This window comes from Mycobacterium sp. PS03-16 (assembly GCF_004570325.1).
Lineage (GTDB): Bacteria > Actinomycetota > Actinomycetes > Mycobacteriales > Mycobacteriaceae > Mycobacterium.
This window is the reverse complement of the sequence record NZ_SPQO01000006.1, coordinates 42,692-56,783: the sequence shown is the minus strand read 5'-3', so window position 1 is coordinate 56,783 and position 14,092 is coordinate 42,692. Positions and strand designations below refer to the sequence as shown.

Below are 14,092 nucleotides of genomic sequence, written 5' to 3'. Positions count from 1 at the left end.
TGACGGATGCATTCACACGCGGAGGCGACAGGCGATGCCGCCCACTAGTCAGGCGACAGTTCAGAGACGGACGGACGCTGCTGCGTCGGTCCCCAGCGGTGGCGCCACCAGCCGGCCCGGTCTGCTCGACCGAATGCGCGTGGAGTCCGGGTACGTCGCCATCACCGTCGGGCTCGACGTGTGGGCGGCCGTGTGGGCCGTGCTGCTGGCGCACTGGTGGATCGGCGACAAGACCGACGACCGTCATGTCCTGCTGTACTCGTGGGCGTTCGTGCCGGTACTGGTGATCGTTCTGGCCACCCGGTCGCTGTACAAGCGCAAGCTCAACCGCAGTTTCCTGGACGAACTGGAGCCGGTGGAGACCGCCGTCGCGGTGTCCGTGCTGGCGACGTTGACCGTCATGGTGATGCGCGTGCCTGCTCTCGCGGAGGGCCAGCAGGTCACCGCACACATCCGGCCGAGCGACGTCATGGTCCGGATCTGGGTGTGCGCAGCCGTCCTGGTCCCGGTGGTGCGACTCCTGCGGTCGGTCGTGCAGCGGTACCTGCGGCGCAAGTACCGCTTCGGCGCTCCGGCGCTGATCGTGGGTTCGGGGCCGATCGCCAACCAGATCATCCTGCGGATGGCTCAGGTGCCGGACTACGGTCTGCGTCCCGTCGGCGTGCTCGACGAGGTGCCGCCCACCGACGCGGAACTGGTCAACGTGCCGTATCTGGGCACCGTCGAGGATTTCGAGGCTGCCGCGGAGGCCACGGGTGCTGAGGACCTCATCGTCGCGCCGTCGTCGGTGCCCGGCGAGCAATTGTCACGCTGCGCGCAGTTGGCGCAGAAGCGCGGGATGCGGGTGCGTGTCGTGCCCCGGTTGATGGATGTCGTCAACGAGAGCGCGAGGATCGAGCACCTGGGTGGGGTTCCGCTGATGGTGCTGAGCCCGGTGGATCCCAAGGGCTGGCAGTTCGCCGTCAAGTACGGGCTGGGTCGGACGCTCGCCGGGGTCGGTGTGCTGCTGATCTCGCCGCTGCTCATCGGGCTCGCGATCGCGGTGAAGCTGAGCTCACCGGGGCCGATTTTCTTCCGGCAGCCGCGCGTGGGGCGCGACGGTGTCGTCTTCGACTGCCTGAAGTTCCGCAGCATGCGGCCCGCCCCGGCCGGCGCCACCTTCGAGTTGAAGGAGGGAGCCGCGCCCGGAGGAGTGGAGGGAGAGGACCGGCGCACCCGCATCGGCAAGTTCATGCGCAAGACGTCGCTGGACGAGCTTCCTCAGCTGCTGAACGTGGTCAAGGGGGATATGACCCTGGTGGGTCCGCGTCCCGAACGTCCGGAGTTCGTGGAACTGTTCGAGATGCATGTGCGGCGCTACGGCGAGCGGCACCGGGTCAAGGCCGGGATCACCGGATGGGCGCAGGTGCATGGTCTGCGCGGGCAGACCTCGATCGCCGACCGCGCCGAATTCGACAATTTCTACATCGAGAACTGGTCGCTGCTTCTAGATCTCAAAATTCTGATCTTGACTGTTCTGGCGGTCCTTCGTCCGACGGAAGAATAGTTTGATGCGGCGCAAATTCGGCTACACTCAATAAGTGCAGTTATCGCCGTCTGACGGTCCGGCGCATGTGGGATTGATTCCCGATGGGCTGCGGCGTTGGGCGGATGCGAATAACACCACTCTGGTCGACGCATATCGACGCGGTGCGCAAAAGGTCATCGATATTCTTCTCGCTCTCCAGGGCCACGGCGTGGGCACCGTGTCGGTGTACAACCTGAGTCGCGCGAACCTGGCCCGACGGGATGACGAGCTCGATGCCGTGTATTCGGCATCCACGCACTTCTTCAGCACACTCCTTCCAGCTCATTTCGATCGCGCCGCCTGTAACGTGCGAATCCACGGCGATCTCGGCCTGGTACCTCACGAATTCGCGTCCGCCGCCCGTACGGCGGAGCAAACGTTGACCGGTGCCGGCTTTCGCATCAACGTTCTCGTCGCCTATGACGCGGGAGAGGAACTCCGGGCCGCCCACCGGCGGGCGCAACGGGACGGCTGCGATATCACCGAGGCCTTCGAGATCGGCGACGTCGACATGATCGTCCGCACCACGCCGGAGCCGTTGCTCAGCGGGTTCCTGCCGTTGCAGAGCCAGTACGCGCACCTGGTGTTCCTGACGACTCCGCTCAACGATCTGCAGCGGCGGCACATCGACGACCTGATCACCGATTACCGACGCGTGCCGCAGCGGCGCGGACGGTAACGCGATGAGCGTCAAGGGAAGTCCGCTGATCATCGGCGCCGGGCCCGCCGGGCTCACGGCCGCACTCGAACTCGTCAAGCGCGGGGTCACACCCCGGCTCTACGAGGCGACCGGCAACGTCGGCGGGCTGGCCCGCGCGCCGCGCCGGGGTGACTGGCGGGTCGACGCCGGTGGGCATCGGTTCTTCACCAAAGACGAGGCCATCCTCGGCCTTTGGCGGTCGCTGCTACCCGCCGACCAGTGGATCTCGGTCGCTCGGCGCTCGGCCATCCTGGTGCACGGTCGACGAGTGAGGTATCCGCTCATCGGCCGTGATCTGCTCGTCCAGTTGGGTGTCCGCAGCGGAGCCCGCGGCCTCGGCGATCTGGTGACGGCCAGGCTGCTCCGTCGCGGGCGTCGCCGGGTCGGCTCGGAGAGCTTCGAGGAGTGGGGCGTCAGGGAATTCGGCCGTCATTGGTACACGCTGTTCTTCGACGGTTACGTCCGCAAGACCTGGCTCGCCGATCCGGCTGAGCTGACGAGCGAATGGGCGAATCAACGGATTCGGCCGATCCGCTGGCGGAAGGTCGACGACTTCACCGCGCGCGACGTCTTCCAGTATCCCCGCCTCGGGCCCGGGCAACTGTGGGAAGCGGCGGCGGCGGCGCTTGCGGACAACGGCGTGGCGGCGTCACTGAATTCACCAGTGACGAAGGTGCGCCGCGACGGCGGGATGTGGACCGTCGAGTTGCGCAACGGAGATACCGCCTCCGGTGACGCGGTGTTCTCGAGCATGCCGCTGAAAACCCTCATCGAAGCCTTGGAGCCCGAGCCACCTGAGTACGTCCGGGCGGCGGCCGCCGCCCTCAAGCACCGCGCCCTGATCACCGTCGGAGTCGCCGTCCACGAGCGGATAGACCTGCCGTACAACTGGATCTACACCCCGGGTGAGCACATGCGGGTGGGGCGCATCCAGAACTACTGCGAGTGGTCCCCGGAGCTGACCCCGGCGGGATTCGGTGGCACCTACCTCGGCCTGGAGTACTTCACCAATGCCGAGGACGACCTGTGGGCGGCCGATGACGACTCCCTGACGTCGATCGTCGAAAGCGATCTTCGAACCTTCGGGATCGTGTCGGCCGTGGAGCCGGTCGTCTTCGTCCGGTCGCAATACGCCTACCCGGTCTACGATCTCGCGCGGGAGAGGGGCGTCGCGCTGATCCGCGAATTCCTGCGCCGGCAGCATCCGTCGCTCCGGCCGATGGGGCGCAACGGCATGCACCACTACGACAACCAGGACCACGCGATGCTGAGCGCTATGCAGAGCGTCGCGCGCTACTTCGGCGACGACGCCGACCCGTGGCAGGTGAACACGGATCTGCGCTATCAGGAATCCGGGTTGTTGAGGATGTGAGCGGCGGGAGCCGTGTCGCCCCACGCGCCCGTGCGCCACTGCGGTGACGCCTCTCCCTGATGCAGCCAGGTCGCGTTGATGTACCAGTCCACCGGGCCGTACGGCCCACCCTGGATCACGATGTCCGAGCCGGCCGCGTCGCGCCCGCTGACGTAAGTGACGTTCTCGATGCGCACGCCCTCGCCGGCGATGTCCTGCTCGGGATTGCCGCCGCCCAGTTCGACCGCCCACCAAGAGGATCCGATGTGGTCGTCGGTGGTCACCTCGATGTTCGCGACGTCGAGGTCGTGGACCTGCAGCAGTCGCACGCCCCAGCCCGCACCGGCGCCACGACCGGCGAGGTGGGCCCCGATCGTGTCGAAGGAGGCACTGCTCACCCGGTAAATCTCGACGGCGGCGCCGTGCGCACCGTAGGAGGCGATATCGCCGACGTCGAGGCCGGCGATGTCCTGGATCAGGATTCGGCCCGGACCCTCGAGAACGAGGCCGTCGATCGTCAGATTCGACGACGGCAGATCCGCGACGCTGTACTGACTGCGGATCTGCGATGCGCCGAGGACATTGATGTCGCTGGCGTGCACCGACACCAGACGCACGTTGTCGATGACCGAGTCCCGCAGCGACGCGAACAGCATGCCGCCGTTGCCGCCACCGAGCGGCCCGACGTCGGCGTCGACCTCGGCGTGGATGTTGCGCAGGGTGACGCCGGCGAATCTACTGGTGGTGGTCGCGGGTGTCTCGACGGCGAGCGACCAGTTGCGGGAGTTGTAAATGGTGACATCGCTGATCGTCAGCCCTGCGAAGTCCCACCACATGGCGGGTTCGGTGCCGTCGATGTTGTTGGTGGCGAGGACGATCCCGGTCTGAGTTCCGCTGATGGTGACGTCGGAGATGCGGACGTCGCGAGACGCGAGGCTGGTCCAGTCGCCCGGACCGGAGGCCTTGGCGGAGTTGACCTGAAGGCCGAACTCCTTACCGGTCACGGTGACGTCGGTGATCGTGATGTCATAGCCGCCCTGCACCCGCACACCGCTGGCGGCACCGCCCGTCACAGTGATGTGGGAGGCCACGGAGCCACCGTTGTTCCACTCGCCCAGTCCCGACTGGTTGAACGGGCCGTCTCCGGGCCCGTATGTCCAGGGTTGCGTCGGGTCGTAGTAGGTGACGAACGCCAGGCCGTCGTCACCGGTGTTCTGTGCGAGCAGGCCGTCGACGGTGACGCGTCGGTTCGCGTTGAAGTGCAGACCGTCACCCAGCGTGCCGACCGCGGTGAAGTTCGTGACGGTCACGTCGGAGGCGCCCATGAACACCGCCCCGGTCTGAGGGGCGTTGACCACCCGGGCGTTGACCAGCGAGACGTTCGACACCGTTCCCGTCGATCCGGTCCAGCCCGGCGGGGGAGGGCTGTCCGACGGCCACCCCAGGATCGAGAATCCGTCACCGAAGCTGCGCGCTGACGGCCGGGTCTTCCATTCGACGGTGGCGTTGAGGATGGTCACATGGGAGGCAGCGCCTTCGATGCGGATGCCGTGGCTCGTGCCGTGCCCGGCGGCGTCGAGATTGTCCATCAGCAGCCGGGCGCCCGGCGCGAACTCCACCGTCACGTCCGACAGGCCGGCGAGCCGGATCGCGGCGTGGCCGGCCGGGTGCTGCTGTGCGAAGCGGTAGGTGCCTTCGGGGAAGTAGAGGCGCTGACCCGACGTGAGCGCCGCCTCGGCGGCCTTGATGGCGGCCGAATCGTCGGTGATGCCGTCACCCACCGCGCCGTAGTCCTTGACGTTGATCGTCGTTATCGGTGTCGAGGTCGACGACGTGGCCGATGCCGACGAGCGCACGGCCGTGGTCGCCGCCGTGGTGCCGACGAACTGGCGGCGCGCCCATGCCAGCAGGGTCCACAACACCGGTGACTCGACCGGTGCCGGAGTGTCGCCCAAACCGAAGGCACTGCCCAGCTTCTCGACGAAGGCTTGAGGTGCCGCGGGCATCTCGGCGGGTGCCGACGCCGGTGTCGGCGCCTCGAGGTCGATCTGCGGCGTCGGCGCGGGGAGGTCAGCCGCGGGCTCTTCGATGACGGGTGCGGCGGGCTCCTCGACGACGTCGTCTGTCGGGATATCGACGAGGCTCCGGTCCTCTTCGACCGGTTCGTCGGCAGGCTCGTCCTCGGCAGGGGGTTGTTTCGCCTCGTCGTCCGTGCCGTGATGGTCGAATTCGTCGTCGGCGGTTTCGGCTGGCGGTTCGACATCATTGTCCGACGGGTCGTCGCCTGGGTCGGCATCGCCGAGCGCCTCATCCCCGTCGTCGGTCTCGTCGGGTTCGCCGTCGGCCTCGTCGTCGCTGTCGTCGGCTGCGTCGGCACCGGTCTCTTCGGTGGTCTGCGGGCCGGCCGACGGGCCGGCGTCGGCGGATACGCCGGTGTCCGGCGAGTCGGCGGCGGGGGTTGCTGCCGCGACGCCCGGCGACAGGAGCAGCCCGACCCCGACGGCCAGCGCCGCGCCGCTCATGCGGCATGCTCGAGTACCCACCAGTGAAATCCCCCCAATTGTCACTCGCGTCAACGAGTGTCCTGAGACAGGGTAGCTGCGGCGACACATCTTTGAAAGAGCAAACTTGCTCGACGTGGGAAGGGCGCTTATCTCTCACCCCCCGACGCGTGATGGGGATGGAAGGTCACCGCGCGCGGAATCGACGATGTTCTCACTACCGGGATGTCGAAGAGTTCGCCCGAGCATGGGCGAGGGAACGGCCGATGAGCCGGCCGCGGTCGTAGGGTCGGTGCCCATGGGTCAGTACGGCGACGGGCAACGCGAATGAGCAACCGCAACCCTGCCGCGCAGACGGCACTCGGGCCCATGGCACTCGCGGCCATCGAGCATCATGAGGCGCCGGACCGCCGGCTGGTCGACGACGACCTCGCCGAATCCTTCCTGCCCGCCCGGCTGCGCCTCGTGGTCGGGCTGATGCGGGTGGACGCGGTGCGCAAGGCCGCTCTGGCGTCCTCCGACCGGTCGGGGCCGGGACTATGGGCCAGCATCGCGTGCCGGAAACGCTTCATCGACGAGCGGCTCTCGGATCCGCTGAACGAGACCGATGCGGTGGTGATCCTCGGCGCGGGTTTGGACACCCGTGCCTGCCGTATCGCCCGGCACAGCGACCTGCCGGTGTTCGAGGTGGACCAGCAGCTCAACATCGACCGCAAGGCCGAGGTCGTCGAGCGGGTGCTCGGCGGCATCCCGGCCTCGGTGCGCCTGGTTCCCGTCGACTTCGAGACCGACGACCTGATCGGGAAGCTCGAGTCGGCCGGATACCGCAACACCCAGCGCACGTTCTTCATCTGGGAAGATGTCACCCAGTACCTCACCCCCGAGGCGGTGCGCGCCACGCTCGCGCAACTCAGCTCGGCCGCGCCCGGTAGCAAGCTGGTCTTCACCTACATCCGACAGGACTTCATCGACGGCGCCGAGCTCTACGGCGCCGAGCCGGTGTACCGCCGGTTTCGGAGCCGCCGTCAGGTGTGGAAGTCGGGAATGGTGCCGGAGAGAGTCGGTGAACTGCTTGCCGAATACGGCTGGCGGCTGGTGGAACAGGTCGGACCGAGCTACTACCGCGACCTCTACATCCGGCCCACCGGGCGTGCCGTGGCGGCATCCCCGATCGAGTGGTCGGCACTGGCCGAACGCTGAGCCGGCCTCACTCTCCGGGTGCGACGGGAGCAGATTTCCTTAACGAGCGGGAATTACGCCGTGCCGGACCCACGGGACGTGATACACGGGTGATGAAGCACCGCGGAGACGTGGCGGTCCCCGAAAGTCAGCTGTGGACAGACGTTCGCGCGCGGGTCGGCTACATCGACGATATTTCGGAGGCGCCTGTGGCGACGCTCGTTTCCGTCAACGTGGGCCTGCCCAAAGACGTTGCCTGGCTGGGGCGCACTGTCTTCACCGGGGCGTGGAAGGCTCCGGTCGACGGCCCGCGCATGGCCGGCCGGCTCAACATCGACGGCGACGGCCAAGGCGATCTGGGCGGTCACGGTGGCGAACAGCGCGCGGTGCTGGTCTACCAACTCGACTCGTACCGTCATTGGGCCCGCATACTCGGCCGCGACGATCTGCGGCCCGGCCACTTCGGCGAGAACTTCACCGTCGACGGCCTCCCCGACGACGAGGTGTGCATCGGTGACCGCTACCGGATCGGCGGCGCGGTACTGGAGGTCACGCAGCCACGGGTCACCTGCTACCGCGTCGGACTCCGGTTGGGCGAGCCGCGGATGGCCGCGCTGCTGGTGTCCCACCGCCGGCCGGGCTTCTACTGCCGTGTCATCGAGCAAGGGCTCGTCGAGGCCGGCCGGTCGATCGACAAAATCAGCGACGGGCCCGAACACGTCACCGTCGCCGAGATCGACGCGCTGCTCTACCTGCCGGGCCATCCGCGCGACGCGCTGGAACGCGCCCTGCGGATCGACGCGCTCAGCCCGGGATGGAGGGCGTCGCTGGAAAGCCTCGTCGCACACGGCGACGGCGAGGGCAACGCCGGGCTCACCGAGGCCGCGAAGGTGCCGCCACCGGCGTGGGCCGGGTTCCGGCGGATGGCCGTCACCGAGGTGCACGACGAAAGCCGCAGCGTCGTGGCGTTGACCCTCGCCGACCCCGATGGCGCAGCCCTGCCCGAGTGGCTGCCCGGCCAGTCCGTCGCGCTGCGGTTGTCGACCGCCCCGGGCGCGGCGCCGATGATTCGCACCTACTCGCTGTCGAACCAGCCCGGTGCCTCGTCCTACCGCATCGGCGTCAAGGTCGAACCGCACGGACTGGGCAGCACTTTCATCCGTGAGCACGTCCGCGCCGGCCAACACCTCGACGTCTCCGCACCGCGTGGGGTGTTCTACCTCGGCGCCGGCGACCACCCCATCCTGTTGTTGTCCGCCGGTGTCGGCGTGACACCGGTGCTGGCGATGCTGCACGCGCTGGTCGGCGAGCGGTCGACCCGCGAGGTGTGGTGGGTGCACGGCGCCCGCGACGGATCCGAACACCCCTTCGCCGTCGAAAGCCGCGCTCTGGTCGATCAACTCGTTCACGGTCACTGGCACGTCCGCTACAGCAGGCCCCGTCTCGAGGACCTCGAAGGCGCCGACTACACCGCCGCGGGGCGAATCGGCCCCGACGTCATCGACGCACTCGGCGTTCCGCGCGACGCGGAGGCGTACCTGTGCGGCCCGGACAGCTTCATGCGGCAGATGAGCAACGCGCTGGTCGACGCCGGTTACGCACCGTCGCGCGTGCACGTCGAGACCTTCGGTGCGGGCGCCGCCCTGACGCCCGGCATCGCGGCACGCACCGGCAAGGCGCCGCATCCGCCCCAGGGGCCGCCCGGCACAGGACCGGAGGTGTCGTTCGCGCGGAGCGCGGTGATCGCGCCGTTCGGGTCGGCCTACCCGAGCCTGCTCGAACTCGCCGAGGCGTGTGACGTGCCGACACGGTGGTCCTGCCGGACGGGGGTGTGCCACAACTGTGAGACCGCGCTGCTCAGCGGCGCGGTCAGCTACGACCCCGAACCGCTGGAACCACCCGCCGCGGGCAACGTGCTGATCTGCTGCAGCCGCCCCGTCGAACCGGTGGTGCTCGACCTGTGACCCCCGACCGGGAGGATCCACCACGAGCCCACTCGGTACGCGCCACCGCCCCGGCACAGTCGGGGGTATTGGCAAGGTTTCCGAATCGTTCGAACAAGCGTGCTACCGGGTTACCCCTGATAGCCGGTGGAGCGGGCGACGGGAATCGAACCCGCGTAGCTAGTTTGGAAGACCAGGGCGATGCATCGAACACGGGTTCGGAACTGTGCTGGTAGCGGACGTGAACCGGCGGCGAAAACCGGCCTTGAGCAGGTTTTGAGTACGGATCCGGATCGTTTACGGTCCGCCGTCGGTATGGGTGCCGTTCGGCCGTGTCTACGGGACCAGAACGGGACCGCGCGGAGTGTTTGGCTCTGCAGCAGTCACTCATTTCGACCAATACTTAGACTCCGAGAATGCGCGTGCCTCGACGAATCGCAGAGTTCAACAAGCGAGTCACCAATCCGGCGGCTCGCACGATCTCACCGTGGCTTCCGAGCCTCGGGAGGCTCGAGCACGTCGGGCGGAAGTCGGGTAAGCGATATCGAACGCCCCTTTTGGTATTCGAGACCCATGATGGCTACGCCATCCTCATTGGCTACGGTCTGCATACGGACTGGTTGAAGAACGTGCTGGCCGGCGGACCGACGGTGCTGCGCAAGCGTGGACGGGCTGTCGCGCTCGTCAACCCACGGGTGGTGAGCAAGGCCGAGGCCGCGGCCCTCGTCATACCGCGTTCCCGGCTGCTCTACCGAGCGTTTCCCTACAACGAGGCAGCCTTGCTGCTGACGAATGCGGGCTCTGCGCGCAGACCTCTGTAACGCGTCGGGCTCCGAGCTGAGGCAGCGGACTTTAAAATCCGCCCAGTGTCGGTTCGAGTCCGACTCGGGGCACTGTGGAACCGCTGGTAGAGCCGCTATCGGGGCGGATGAATCAGCTCGACGGGGCTTTCGTCGCGGCGTCGTCGTCAGTGATGGTGATTGAGTAGGCCGCCACTGCGTCCTCACGTGGGTGCAGCACCACTCAGGCACCTGGCAATCGGTAGATCCGTTCTTCACCCCGACCTTCTGGCGTGTTCCACCGGTTGAGAAGGTGAGGTGATCCCAGCACCGCTTCGATCGTTTCCAGGGGTCGACCGAGGCCAACTTGGTCGAGTTTTTCGGCCTACTGCTTATGTACCTGCGAAGGCCTGCGTTGCCACCGTCGCCGCAGAGGCCTAATGCTGTATCCGGCAGCAAGAATCAGGCCGCCCAGCACGGCGAAGCCAGAGTCGGCGATGGTCAGGCCATCTTTCAGCCAGTCCAACATCCCGCAGAACCCCTCCGACTCGTCATTCGCGTGGAGTATGGCACTGCGCTGCGACAAGCAGGCGCAAGGGACCGTTAAGGGACCGCCGGGCGAGTCGAACGCTTGTGCTACCGGGTTACCCCTGGTAGCCGGTGGAGCGGGCGACGGGAATCGAACCCGCGTAGCTAGTTTGGAAGACTAGGGCTCTACCATTGAGCTACGCCCGCATGTTGCGCAGCAGATCGTACCGGCGCGCACCGGATCAAAGCCAATTGGTCGCCTCGCGCGCAGAGCCCACGCGTGGAAGCCGTAGTATCTCGCGTGGTCAGCGACGCGTGCGAGCGCAGCGCGGACCGCGACGTGCGCGGGGTGTAGCGCAGCTTGGTAGCGCATCCGCTTTGGGAGCGGAAGGCCGCAGGTTCAAATCCTGTCACCCCGACAACACGCAACCGCACCACCGAATACCCACACATGAGGAGTGACCGCAGTGAAGAGCACCGTCGAGAAGTTGAGCCCCACCCGGGTGCGCATCAACGTGGAGGTGCCCTTCACAGAACTCGAGCCCGACTTCGACAGGGCGTTCAAGGAGCTCGCCAAGCAGGTCCGGCTGCCCGGCTTCCGGCCCGGTAAGGCGCCGCGCAAGCTGCTCGAGGCCCGGGTCGGCCGTGAGGCCATGCTCGACCAGGTCGTCGGCGAGGCCGTCCCCGGCCGCTACACCGAGGCCGTGACGAGCTCGGAGGTGCAGCCGCTCGGCCAGCCCGAGATCGAGATCACCAAGAAGGAATACGGCGAGGACCTGGTCTTCACCGCCGAGGTCGACGTCCGCCCCGAGATCACCCTGCCCGACCTGTCGGCCCTGGAGATCACCGTCGACCCGATCGCGGTCGACGACGACGAGGTCGACGCCGAGCTCGATAACCTGCGCGCCCGCTTCGGCACGCTGACCGGCGTCGAGCGTCCCGCCCAGACCGGCGACTTCGTCTCGATCGACCTGACGGCCACCGTCGACGGCAAGGACGTCCCTGAGGCCACGACCGAGGGCCTGTCCCACGAGGTGGGCTCCGGCCAGCTCATCGACGGACTCGACGACGCGATCGTCGGCCTGTCGGAGGGGGAGAGCAAGGAGTTCACCACCACGCTGGCCGCCGGCGAGCACGCCGGTAAGGAAGCTCAGGTCACGGTCACGGTGAAGTCGATCAAGGAGCGCGAACTCCCCGAGCCCGACGACGAGTTCGCCCAGCTGGCCAGCGAGTTCGACACCATCGACGAGCTCAAGGAGAGCCTCATCGAGCAGGTGCGCCGGGTCAAGCGCGTCCAGCAGGCCGAGCAGATCCGGGACAAGGCGCTCGAGCTGCTGCTCGAGCAGACCGAGGTGCCGCTGCCCGAGAAGATCGTGCAGGCCCAGGTCGACGACTCCCTGCACAACGCGATCCACCCGTTCGACCACGACGAGGACCGGTTCGCCCAGCAGCTCACCGAGCAGGGCACCACCCGCGAGGAGTGGGACACCGAGAACCGCACCAACGCCGAGAAGGCCATCAAGACCCAGCTGCTGATGGACGCGCTGGCCGATGAGCTCGACGTCCAGGTGGGCCAGCAGGACCTCACCGAGCGGCTGGTGCTGATGTCGCGTCAGTACGGCCTGGAGCCGCAGCAGCTGTTGCAGATCCTCCAGCAGAACAACCAGCTGCCCGCGATGTTCGCCGACGTGCGCCGCGGCCTGACCATCGCCGCGGTGGTGCACGGCGCCACCGTCAAGGACACCGACGGCAACGAGATCGACACCGACGAGTTCTTCGGCCCGTCCGGTGACGCGCAGGCGGAGACCCCTGAGCTCGAGGTCCCCGAAGACGCCGACGACGTCGCCGACGATGACGCCGACGAGGCATCCACCGACACCAAGTGACGCTGTGAGCGAACGCGCCCCCGTCAGGGAGTGCACGCCGTCGCGTGTTGGTTAGTGTCGGTATCGAGACGAGACACCGACGACGACGGCGATCGAGACGTAAGAGAAAGCAGGTATCCAGTCGTGACTGTTATGCGTGGCGGGGCGCCGGGACTGACGCTCCAGGATTCGGTCTATGAGCGGTTGCTCGCCGAACGCATCATCTTCCTGGGGTCGCAGGTTGACGACGACATCGCCAACCGCCTGTGCGCTCAGATCTTGCTGCTGTCCGCGGAGGACCCCACCAAGGACATCCACCTCTACATCAACTCGCCCGGCGGCTCGATCAGCGCGGGCATGGCGATCTACGACACGATGGTGCTCGCGCCGTGCGATGTGGCCACCTACGCGATGGGCATGGCCGCCTCGATGGGTGAGTTCCTGCTCGCCGCGGGCACCAAGGGCAAGCGGTACGCGCTGCCGCACGCCCGCATCCTGATGCACCAGCCGCTGGGTGGCATCACCGGTGGCGCGGCGGACATCGCGATCCAGGCCGAGCAGTTCGCGGTGATCAAGAAGGAGATGTTCCGGCTGAACGCCGAGTTCACCGGGCAGAGCATCGAGCGCATCGAGGCCGACTCCGACCGCGACCGCTGGTTCACCGCGCAGGAAGCCCTCGAGTACGGCTTCGTCGACCACATCATCACCAGCGCCAGCATCAACGGCTCAGGACCAGGAGCAGGACTCGACAAATGACCGACAATCAACACCCGTCAATCCACCCGGCCCTGGACCCGCGCGTGCAGCCGCAGGCGCGCTACATCCTGCCGTCGTTCATCGAGCACTCGAGCTTCGGCGTCAAGGAGTCGAACCCGTACAACAAGCTCTTCGAGGAACGCATCATCTTCCTCGGGGTGCAGGTCGATGACGCGTCGGCGAACGACATCATGGCCCAGCTGCTGGTCCTGGAGTCGCTCGATCCCGACCGCGACATCACCATGTACATCAACTCGCCCGGTGGCTCGTTCACCTCGTTGATGGCGATCTACGACACCATGCAGTACGTGCGCGCCGACATCCAGACGGTGTGCCTGGGGCAGGCCGCCTCGGCCGCCGCGGTGCTGCTGGCCGCGGGCACCCCGGGCAAGCGCCTCGCGCTGCCCAACGCCCGCGTGCTGATCCATCAGCCCGCACTGGGCGGCGTCATCCAGGGCCAGTTCTCCGACCTGGAGATCCAGGCCGCCGAGATCGAGCGGATGCGCACGCTGATGGAGGAGACCCTGTCGCGCCACACCGGCAAGCCGGCCGACGTGATCCGCAAGGACACCGACCGCGACAAGATCCTCACCGCAGAGGCGGCCAAGGAGTACGGGATCATCGACACGGTGCTCGAGTACCGGAAGCTGTCCGCCCAGTCGTCCTGATCGAGCTACGTTCGCTGTTCGGCCCGGAAGCCGACGGTGCCGCGCGCGGTATCGTTGGCTCCAGGCCGTTCTGCGTTTCCGGTCACGGTGGCGACACGCCAGCGACACGGCGGCGCGTGGCGAGCGGCAACCGGGCGCGTCAGGCGATATGTTGACGCGACACAGCTGAATACCACCGACGCGATTCGGCTCTAACGGTCGCACCGCGCCGGAGTGAACGGGTAGCGTCGGGAACAAGGCCTCTTCGAGTGCCCC

General features: G+C 67.2%; 10 protein-coding genes and 2 tRNA genes. 10 read left to right on the top strand and 2 right to left on the bottom strand.

Features of this window, described 5'->3' with window-relative positions; genetic code table 11:
* Positions 1 to 34 precede the first annotated feature (34 nt).
* The 3 genes from E4P42_RS07120 (at position 35) to E4P42_RS07110 (ending at position 3,639) form a co-directional block, all read left to right on the top strand.
* Positions 35 to 1,546: a sugar transferase gene (locus tag E4P42_RS07120; protein WP_135124493.1), complete on the top strand. Its 1,512-nt coding sequence runs from the start codon at positions 35 to 37 to the stop codon at positions 1,544 to 1,546.
* Between the two features lie 67 nt (positions 1,547 to 1,613).
* Positions 1,614 to 2,246: an undecaprenyl diphosphate synthase family protein gene (locus E4P42_RS07115; protein WP_135124763.1), complete on the top strand. Its 633-nt coding sequence runs from the start codon at positions 1,614 to 1,616 to the stop codon at positions 2,244 to 2,246.
* Positions 2,247 to 2,250: 4 nt separating this feature from the next.
* Positions 2,251 to 3,639 carry an FAD-dependent oxidoreductase gene (locus E4P42_RS07110; RefSeq protein WP_135124491.1) on the top strand — a complete coding sequence of 463 codons (1,389 nt, stop codon included), beginning with the start codon at positions 2,251 to 2,253 and terminating at the stop codon, positions 3,637 to 3,639.
* Here the strand turns inward: E4P42_RS07110 and E4P42_RS07105 are convergent.
* Positions 3,612 to 6,140 (bottom strand): glycosyl hydrolase family 28-related protein, encoded by a 2,529-nt coding sequence (locus E4P42_RS07105; RefSeq protein WP_245233916.1) that lies wholly within the window; start codon positions 6,138 to 6,140, stop codon positions 3,612 to 3,614. The two genes, E4P42_RS07110 and E4P42_RS07105, sit on opposite strands and share 28 nt — an antisense overlap.
* 306 nt (positions 6,141 to 6,446) lie before the next feature.
* Here E4P42_RS07105 and E4P42_RS07100 point away from each other — a divergent pair, with 306 nt between their 5' ends.
* From E4P42_RS07100 to E4P42_RS07090, 3 genes are all read left to right on the top strand, one after another.
* Entirely contained in the window at positions 6,447 to 7,319 is an 873-nt protein-coding gene (locus E4P42_RS07100; RefSeq protein ID WP_135124487.1) for an SAM-dependent methyltransferase, read from the top strand.
* 188 nt (positions 7,320 to 7,507) lie between these two features.
* Positions 7,508 to 9,262: an MOSC and FAD-binding oxidoreductase domain-containing protein gene (locus E4P42_RS07095; protein WP_135124485.1), complete on the top strand. Its 1,755-nt coding sequence runs from the start codon at positions 7,508 to 7,510 to the stop codon at positions 9,260 to 9,262.
* 395 nt (positions 9,263 to 9,657) lie between these two features.
* Positions 9,658 to 10,062 carry a nitroreductase family deazaflavin-dependent oxidoreductase gene (locus E4P42_RS07090; RefSeq protein WP_135124483.1) on the top strand — a complete coding sequence of 135 codons (405 nt, stop codon included), beginning with the start codon at positions 9,658 to 9,660 and terminating at the stop codon, positions 10,060 to 10,062.
* A gap of 619 nt (positions 10,063 to 10,681) precedes the next feature.
* Here the strand turns inward: E4P42_RS07090 and E4P42_RS07085 are convergent.
* Positions 10,682 to 10,755: transfer RNA gene (locus tag E4P42_RS07085), tRNA-Gly, on the bottom strand.
* Between the two features lie 138 nt (positions 10,756 to 10,893).
* Here E4P42_RS07085 and E4P42_RS07080 point away from each other — a divergent pair.
* The 4 genes from E4P42_RS07080 to E4P42_RS07065 all read left to right on the top strand — a co-directional run bounded on the left by E4P42_RS07080 (position 10,894) and on the right by E4P42_RS07065 (position 13,837).
* Positions 10,894 to 10,967, top strand: a tRNA-Pro gene (locus E4P42_RS07080).
* Positions 10,968 to 11,015: 48 nt separating this feature from the next.
* The gene (gene tig / locus E4P42_RS07075; RefSeq protein WP_135124482.1) at positions 11,016 to 12,434 is read left to right on the top strand and encodes a trigger factor; all 1,419 of its coding nucleotides are present in this window, start codon (positions 11,016 to 11,018) and stop codon (positions 12,432 to 12,434) included.
* Between the two features lie 132 nt (positions 12,435 to 12,566).
* Positions 12,567 to 13,169 (top strand): ATP-dependent Clp protease proteolytic subunit, encoded by a 603-nt coding sequence (locus tag E4P42_RS07070; protein WP_135124761.1) that lies wholly within the window; start codon positions 12,567 to 12,569, stop codon positions 13,167 to 13,169.
* Positions 13,166 to 13,837 (top strand): ATP-dependent Clp protease proteolytic subunit, encoded by a 672-nt coding sequence (locus E4P42_RS07065; RefSeq protein WP_135124480.1) that lies wholly within the window; start codon positions 13,166 to 13,168, stop codon positions 13,835 to 13,837. Before E4P42_RS07070 ends, E4P42_RS07065 begins: the two co-directional genes overlap by 4 nt.
* Positions 13,838 to 14,092: the final 255 nt, after the last annotated feature.